The sequence below is a fragment of the Amycolatopsis coloradensis genome, from assembly GCF_037997115.1.
Taxonomy (GTDB): domain Bacteria; phylum Actinomycetota; class Actinomycetes; order Mycobacteriales; family Pseudonocardiaceae; genus Amycolatopsis; species Amycolatopsis coloradensis_A.
Map to the genome: position 1 here is coordinate 9,051,681 of NZ_CP150484.1, position 7,848 is coordinate 9,059,528.

A 7,848-nucleotide genomic window follows, 5' to 3' on the forward strand; every position below is an offset into this window, starting at 1 on the left:
TCGCAACGCTCAGGGTTGCGAAAGTGGCTTTCGCAACCCTCCCGGCACCCGTGCCCTCCCCAGCGCACCCGCACCCGTCCCTGGGGGGGCGACCCCGAACCCAGCGTACCGGCGAGAGGGGCGGGCCGGGGCGCGTAAGGCGAGTTGTCCACAGCCAGGCCCGGTTGTGGACAACTCCCGGTTGATCCCTTCTCGCCCCGGCGCCGTATCCCTCAACGGGGATAGGCTCGGCACGGGAATCGAAGCGGAAGGGTGCGGATGAGCAAGAAGGCGAGCATCGGGGTCACCGGCCTGGCGGTCATGGGCCGCAACCTGGCCAGGAACCTCGCGAGGCACGGGCACACGGTGGCCCTGCACAACCGTTCCGAGCAGCGGACGAAGGAACTGGTCGAGCAGTTCGGCGACGAAGGCGACTTCATCCCGGCATATTCGGCGCAGGAGTTCGTCGACGCGCTGGAGCGGCCGCGCCAGGTCGTGATCATGGTCAAGGCAGGTGCGCCGACGGACGCCGTGATCGACGAGTTCGTCCCGCTCCTCGAGAAGGGCGACGTGATCGTCGACGCGGGCAACGCGCACTTCGCGGACACCCGTCGCCGCGAGGCCGCGCTGCGCGAGAAGGGCATCCACTTCGTCGGCACCGGTGTGTCCGGCGGCGAGGAGGGCGCGCTGCACGGGCCGAGCATCATGCCGGGCGGGTCCAAGGAGTCGTACCAGTCGCTCGGGCCGCTGTTCGAGGACATCTCGGCGAAGGTCGACGGCGAACCGTGCTGCACGCACGTGGGCGCGGACGGCGCCGGGCATTTCGTGAAGATGGTGCACAACGGCATCGAGTACGCCGACATGCAGCTGATCGCCGAGTCGTTCGATCTCCTGCGCGGCGCCGGCGGCTACTCCCCGGCCGAGATCGCCGAGGTGTTCCGCACCTGGAACGCGGGGCGGCTGGACTCGTACCTGATCGAGATCACCTCGCAGGTACTGGCCCACACCGACGCCGCCTCCGGCAAGCCGTTCGTCGACATCGTGGCGGACCAGGCGGAGCAGAAGGGCACCGGCCGCTGGACCGTCCAAATCGGACTGGACCTGGGCGTGCCGATCAGCGGCATCGCCGAAGCCGTCTTCGCGCGTTCGCTGTCCGGCTCGTCGAACCTGCGCGAGGCCTCCCGCGGACTTGGTGGTCCCGCGCGCGCTCCGCTGACGGGGTCCGCTCTGGACACCTTCGCGGACGACGTCGAGCAGGCGCTGTACGCGTCGAAGGTGGTGGCGTACGCCCAGGGCTTCAACCAGATCCAGGCGGGCGGCGCCGAATACGGCTGGGACATCGACCTCGGCAAGGTCGCGTCCATCTGGCGCGGCGGTTGCATCATCCGCGCGAAGTTCCTGAACGACATCACGGCCGCGTACGCCGAAGAGCCCGCACTGCCGACGCTGCTGACTTCAGGTGGCTTCCGCAAGGCCGTCGAGGACGCTCAGGACTCTTGGCGTTCGGTGATCTCCACGGCGGTGCGGCTCGGCATCCCGACCCCGGGCTTCTCGACCGCGCTCGCCTACTACGACGGTCTGCGCGCGGAGCGGCTCCCCGCCGCACTGGTGCAGGGGCAGCGGGACTACTTCGGTGCCCACACGTACCGCCGCGTCGACCGCGAAGGTTCGTTCCACACCGCCTGGGCAGCCGACGGCCGCCCCGAGTCCTCGGCCTGACAGAGCTGAAGGGGACTTTCCCCGCATAAGACGCCACGAAGGGGCCCTTCACCGCATGGCATGCGGTCGATGTCCTCCGCCGACGGTCTTCCACCGAGACACCCCGTTCCGGATGGACCCCCGGCTGGGGCCTGGGGCTTGGCCCCGGAAGACTCGAGCTCAAGCATCGAGGGACCCGTCCAGAGGCGCGCCATCGGTCAGGTGCGGCGCGATCTTGTTGTCGAACACGGACAGCGCCGAGCCGATGGCCATGTGCATGTCGAGGTACTTGTAGGTACCGAGACGGCCGCCGAACAGCACGTTCTTGTTCTTGGCCTCGGCCTTCGCCAGCTCGCGGTAGGCCTCGAGCTTCTCGCGGTTCTCCGGGGTGTTGATCGGGTAGTACGGCTCATCGGCCTCGCCGGCGAAGCGGGAGTACTCGCGGAAGACGACCGTCTTGTCGTTCGGGTAGTGCTTGCGCTCCGGGTGGAAATGCCGGAACTCGATGATCCGGGTGTAGGGCACTTCTTCGTCGTTGTAGTTGACGACCGAGGCTCCCTGGAAGTCACCCGTCTCGACGACCTCGGATTCGAAGTCCACGGTGCGCCAGGTGAAGCGGCCCGCGGAGTAGTCGAAGTAGCGGTCCAGCGGCCCGGTGTAGACGGTCGGGGTGCCGGCGGGGATGTGCTCGCGGACGTCGAAGTAGTCGACGTTCAGCCGGACCTCGATGTTTTCGTGCTCCGCCATCTTCTCCAGCCACGCGGTGTAGCCGTTGACCGGCAGACCCTCGTAGGTGTCGTTGAAGTAGCGGTTGTCGAAGGTGTAGCGGACCGGGAGCCGGGTGATGATGTCGGCGCCGAGGTTCTTCGGGTCGTTCTCCCACTGCTTGGCCGTGTAGCCGCGGATGAACGCCTCGTAGAGCGGGCGGCCGATCAGCGAGATCGCCTTCTCTTCGAGGTTCTGCGCGTTCGCGGTCTCGAACTCCGACGCCTGCTTGGCGATCAGCTCGCGGGCCTCGTCCGGCGTGTGCGACTTGCCGAAGAACTGGTTGATCAGCGCCAGGTTCATCGGCAGCGGGTACACCTGACCCTGGTACTTGCCGAACACGCGGTGCTGGTAGTTCGTGAACTCGGTGAAGCGGTTGACGTACTCCCACACACGCTTGTTGGAGGTGTGGAACAGGTGCGCACCGTAACGGTGCACCTCGATCCCGGTCTCGGGCTCGGCCTCGGAATAGGCGTTGCCACCGATGTGGTGACGCCGTTCCAGCACGAGGACCTTCTTGCCGAGCTCGGCCGCGGCCCGTTCGGCGACGGTCAGCCCGAAGAATCCGGACCCGACCACGATGAGGTCGTAGCCGGTGAAATCGGCTTCAGTAATCTTGTCGGGGTTCGTGTGCGCGCTCACGGGCGTCGAGGGTACGCACGTCGACTCCGTGCCCTGCAGCGAGCACCGGTTTTCACCTTCGACAGACACATTTAGGAAGCAGTGCCTACTCCGGACACCTTCTGGTCCTACTTCGGTGCGACCCTCACTTACCTGGCCGTCCTGGCGGTCCCCGGCGGGATCGTCGGCCGGGCCGCGGGCCTGCGCGGCTGGGCCCTGGCGGGCCTGGCCCCACTGCTGTCCTACACGGTAACCGGACTGGCCGGTCCGTGGCTGGCACTCGCGGGCGTGTCGTACAACCCCCTGACCGTGGCGGCCGTCACGCTCGTTCTCGCCGGGGTCGGCTTCGGCCTCGGGAAGCTGGGGCAGACACGCGGCTGGATCAAGCCAGGCGCCGAGGAGCCGCCGACGAAGTGGCACCCGCGCGCGCACTACGCCGTCGCCGCCTGCGTCGCGCTGGCCGTGGGGATCTCGATCCTCGTGGTGCTCTCGGCCCGCGGCGGGACGACGGCGGTGTTCCAGCGCTGGGACACCGTGTTCCACGCGAACGGCATCCGCTACATCGCCGAGACCGGCGACGGCTCCCTGACCGGCATGGGCACCATCAACTGGTACCCGGACGGCTCGTTCTATCCGAACGCGTATCACCTGGTCGGCTCGCTCGTGTACTCGATCTCGGGTACGACGATCCCGGTCACGCTGAACGCCATCACGATGCCGGTGGCCGGCGTCTTCGCGCTGTCGATGGTCGCGCTGATCCGCCAGCTCGGCGGGCGGGCGGTGTTCGCGGGCTGCACGGCGCTGGTGGCCGCGGCGGCCACCACCGGCGCGTACGAGTCGGTGTCCAGCGGGCTGCTGCCGTTCGCGCTGGGGATCGTGCTGACGCCGCTGGCCGTCGTCGCGCTGGCCCGGTTCCTCGCGCGGCCCGGCCTCGACACCGGCTACGTGCTCGCGCTGACCGCGGTCGGGCTGCTGGCCGCGCACTCGTCGGCGCTGTTCGGCGCGCTGCTGTTCGCCTTCCCGCTGGTGGTGCAGCGCTGGTACCGCGCGCTGCGGCACAAACCGCTCGACGGGGTGCCCGAAGGCCGTGGCGGCTGGCGGGTGATCGGCGGCGACGTCGTCAAGATGGCGCCGGTGATGGTGGGCAGCGGGTTGCTCGCGGCCCCGCATATTCTCGGCGCCCTGAAATTCACTTCGGGTTCATACCCCTATTACGCGTGGGGCTCCGACCTGCCGGTCGTGAAGTCGCTCGGGCTGCTGGTGACGTTCCGGCAGGTGCTGAGCGCCCCGCAGGTGTGGCTGACGGTGCTGCTGGTGATCGGCGTGCTCAGCCTGTTCCGGCTCGGCCGGATGCGCTGGGTGGGTCTTTCGGCGATCGGCTTTTCGGCGCTGTTCGTGCTGGTCGCGTCGTTCGGCGCCGAACCGTGGGTGATCTCGCTCTCGCGGCCGTGGTGGAACGACCGGTACCGCCTGATGGCGCTCGCCGCGATCCCGCTGTGCCTGCTGGCCGGGCACGGGATGGCGGAGCTGCAGCGCTGGTTCGCGAAATGGGCGAGCGGGCGCTCGTGGGTGAAGAGCCGTCCCGCGCTGCCCGCCCGGCTGGGCCTGGCGACCGCCGTGTTCGTCGTGGCCGCTTCGGCCGTGCTGACCAAGGGTTTCTACACCGAGTCGAACGCGCACGCGGTGTCGTTCCTGTACTACAACGGGCCCGAGGGCGAGGTCACGCCGCCGGTCAGCGCCGACGAGCTCGCCGCGATGAACGAGCTGACCAAGATGAACATCGGACCGGACGAGAAGGTGCTCAACGAGCGCTTCGACGGGACGGCCTGGCTGTACGCGATCACCGGTATCCACCCGGTCGCCGGGCACTACGACCCGGGCGTGCCGCCGCCGGACGCGAAGTACCTGGCGCTGCACTTCCGGGAGTACGACACCGACCCCGAGGTGCGGGCCGCGGTGCGGCGGCTGAACATCAAGCACGTGCTGATCGGGAGCACGCCGATCAAGATCGGCGAGCCGCCGGCACCGGGGCTGCGGGATCTGGACGGGCTGGGCTTCCTGCGGAAGGACTTCTCCAACGCGGGGGCTTCGATCTACACACTGACCCGCTGACGCCTGCCTCGCGTGACCGCCACGGGTCCAAAGAAAAGGCTCCCGTCACTTCGTCGACCCGCTGACGAACAGGTCGGCCTGCGGAGCGGTCTTCCNCGGTCGCGATCGTGCTCGGCTCGACGCTGTTCTCGGTGACTTCGCCGGGCGAGTACGTCTGGTTCGCCTTCGCCGGGGCGCTCGCGGGCACCGCGCTGGTCTCGGTGATCGGCGGGACACGTGGTGCGACCAGCCCGCTGAGGCTGGTGCTGGCCACTCACGAGGGCGATCACGGGCGCTGCGCGTGGCGGGTGGTCAGTGCGTCGAGGTCGAGAGTGAGCGGAGTGCCGTCGAAGTCGAGGCTCACCTTGCCGGTGTGCTCGCCGAAGTTCTCGTACTCGCCGTCGATCAGGCGGTAGGTGGTCATGCTCGCCGGATCGTCGAGGTCGACGATCCAGTAGTGCTCGATGCCGACTTCGGCGTACTCGGAGAACTTGGTGACCCGGTCGGTGCGAACCGTTCCCTCGGAGAGCACCTCGATGACAAGCCATACGTCTTGAGCCGCGTACCGTGCCGGGTTTCTTTCCACGAGCTCGGTCGCCGCGACGAGAACGTCCGGTACGCGAACCGTCAACGGGAGCTCCGCAACAATGAACTCGGCTTCCGAAAGAGCCATGAGCGCTTCAGGCAGCTGTTCGTTGAGCAGGTAGCCCAGGCGAGTGACCGCGAGCTGATGGAACGACATCGGCCGGGGGGCCACGACCAGCACTCCTTCGACGACTTCTGCGCGGTGTTCCGGGTCTTCCGGCAACGCGGCCCAGTCGTCGAGCGTCAGGAGGCGGTGAGGCCATTGCACGACACTCATCGAACTCCTCCTTCGCCGGTGATCACCAGACCATCTTCCCACGGTTGTCCCGAGAACGTATTACCACGGAAAGTAGCGAATCATTACGGTGAGGAGTTGCGAGGCTGGAAGGTGCTCACCTGGTTCGCACCATCCCGACCTCGGCATTTCAGCAGGCCGTCTGCATTTCGAGAAGGAAAGAACCTGGGACGCCTGATCGTCGGCACGCTGTTGCCGGATATCGGCGAAACCCGGCCCGGCACCTACCAGACGATCGCCGAACGACACTCGGAGAGAATTGTCTGGCCGCTCGAAACCCACTTCGGATACGTTCCCGACGTGCACAGATCGAGGGGGATCCTCACCACCGTATGCCTGCTGCTCGCTGTCACGGCTTGCTCAAGCGGCACACCGACCGAGCAAGTGGCTGCGACGCCGTCACCGTCGTCGTCGAGCAAACCGGCCAGCAGCACGCCACCCAGCCCGACCACGCCGCCACCGGCGCCACTCGCCAAGATCACCGCGGCCTGCCCCGTACTGGGCGCGATCGAATTCCTTCAAGTGATCGGGAGATCAGACGATCTGGTCGCCAACGAAGGCGAGTCCGAACGGGTCGGCGCAGGCAAGGCCTACCGATGCGCCTACGAAGACCCGAAAGGAAAGTACGGGAAGTCGGCGGAGCTGTTCGTCGCGGCCATCCCCGGAAACCAGCCGCCCCGCGCGACGATCGACAAGCTCGCGAAGGAATGCGAACAACCGGCCACCCAGCTACCCGGTATCGGCGAGCAGGCGCTGTGGTGTGAGATCCCTACCGACGGCCCGGACCTCGACATCATGGTGAGCGTCGGGAAACGTGGCCATGGCGAAACGAGGGTGGCGACGCTGTACCTGTACAAGACCAGACCCGACGTCACCAACCGCCGCCGACCGCACCGTGGGGGTCCGGGGGGCTCGGCCCCCCGGGTACTGACGACTGACGACCTCACGAAAGAAGGCCCCGTCGCGCTAGCGAAGGGGCCTTCAACCAAGAGTGGGCGAGGAGGGAGTTGAACCCTCACGTCCTTTCGGACACACGGACCTGAACCGTGCGCGTCTGCCATTCCGCCACTCGCCCGAGTGCTTCGTTCTCTGACAGCTCGCAAAGCGTAGCAGGCGGATTTCGCGGGTTTCACCGGGGGCCGTGTCCGACTGGCCGTACCCGGATAGGATCGACGGGGAAGCACACGTGTGAGGAGGTTGCCCGGTGGGCCGCGTCGAACGCTTTGACAGACGGCTCGAGAACCTCGTGGGCAATACCTTCGCGCGCATGTTCGGTGGCAACGTCGTCACGCAGGAAGTGGCGGTGGCGCTTGAGCGCGAGAGCGAGGAGAACGTTCGTGAGCTGGCCGGTGGTCGACAGCTCGCCCCCAATCACTACATCGTGTCGCTGGGGCAGGCTGATCACGAGCGCATGGCCGGAGACGAGCGTCGGGTCACCACGGTGCTGGCGGAGGCGGTCAAGGAACACCTCGCCGAGCACGGATGGGACACCTATGGTGACGTCGTAGTTTCGCTCGAGCGCAACGAGGCGCTGCATACTGGACAGTTCAAGACCCGTTCGTCCGTCGATCCCGACGTCAAGCCCCACGGCGCCGAAGGTTCGCCACGGTCGGCACGACCCAGCAACGCAGGAGACCCAGCAATGAGCCAGCCCCCCGGCTACGGCCAATACGACCAGGGTGACCCGTACGGCCAGCAGGGCCAGTACGGCTACGGACAGCAGGCTGGCCAGCAGCAGCCCGGGTACGACCAGGGTTATGGCGGCCAGCAGCAGGGCGGCTACGACCAGGGCTACGGCGGCGCACAGCAGCCCG

At 67.4% G+C, this 7,848-nt stretch carries 5 protein-coding genes, 1 tRNA gene and 1 pseudogene; 4 read left to right on the top strand and 3 right to left on the bottom strand.

Annotation, left to right across the window (positions count from 1 at the left end; translation table 11 throughout):
- The first annotated feature begins 258 nt into the window (after nucleotides 1-258).
- Nucleotides 259-1,698, top strand: a complete 1,440-nt coding sequence (gndA, locus tag LCL61_RS42485; protein ID WP_340684913.1) for an NADP-dependent phosphogluconate dehydrogenase — start codon at nucleotides 259-261, stop codon at nucleotides 1,696-1,698.
- A 159-nt stretch (nucleotides 1,699-1,857) separates the two neighbouring features.
- Here the strand turns inward: gndA and glf are convergent, their stop codons facing one another.
- On the bottom strand, nucleotides 1,858-3,084 hold the full coding sequence (glf, locus tag LCL61_RS42490) for a UDP-galactopyranose mutase (protein WP_125686658.1): 1,227 nt from the start codon (nucleotides 3,082-3,084) through the stop codon (nucleotides 1,858-1,860).
- 81 nt (nucleotides 3,085-3,165) lie between these two features.
- On the opposite strand from glf, the gene LCL61_RS42495 reads away from it, so the two are divergent.
- Nucleotides 3,166-5,175 carry a DUF6541 family protein gene (locus LCL61_RS42495; RefSeq protein WP_340684914.1) on the top strand — a complete coding sequence of 670 codons (2,010 nt, stop codon included), beginning with the start codon at nucleotides 3,166-3,168 and terminating at the stop codon, nucleotides 5,173-5,175.
- Between the two features lie 265 nt (nucleotides 5,176-5,440).
- On the opposite strand, the gene LCL61_RS42500 is transcribed toward LCL61_RS42495, so the two are convergent.
- Nucleotides 5,441-6,016, bottom strand: coding sequence for a Uma2 family endonuclease (locus LCL61_RS42500; protein WP_340684915.1), 576 nt, complete (start codon nucleotides 6,014-6,016; stop codon nucleotides 5,441-5,443).
- Between the two features lie 96 nt (nucleotides 6,017-6,112).
- On the opposite strand from LCL61_RS42500, the gene LCL61_RS42505 reads away from it, so the two are divergent.
- Nucleotides 6,113-7,045 (top strand): hypothetical protein, encoded by a 933-nt coding sequence (locus LCL61_RS42505; protein WP_340684916.1) that lies wholly within the window; start codon nucleotides 6,113-6,115, stop codon nucleotides 7,043-7,045.
- Here the strand turns inward: LCL61_RS42505 and LCL61_RS42510 are convergent.
- A tRNA-Leu gene (locus LCL61_RS42510) sits at nucleotides 7,027-7,109 on the bottom strand. The two genes, LCL61_RS42505 and LCL61_RS42510, sit on opposite strands and share 19 nt — an antisense overlap.
- 129 nt (nucleotides 7,110-7,238) lie before the next feature.
- On the opposite strand from LCL61_RS42510, the pseudogene LCL61_RS42515 reads away from it, so the two are divergent.
- Nucleotides 7,239-7,844, top strand: a pseudogene (locus tag LCL61_RS42515) (DUF3662 domain-containing protein); the annotation flags it as partial.
- Nucleotides 7,845-7,848: the final 4 nt, after the last annotated feature.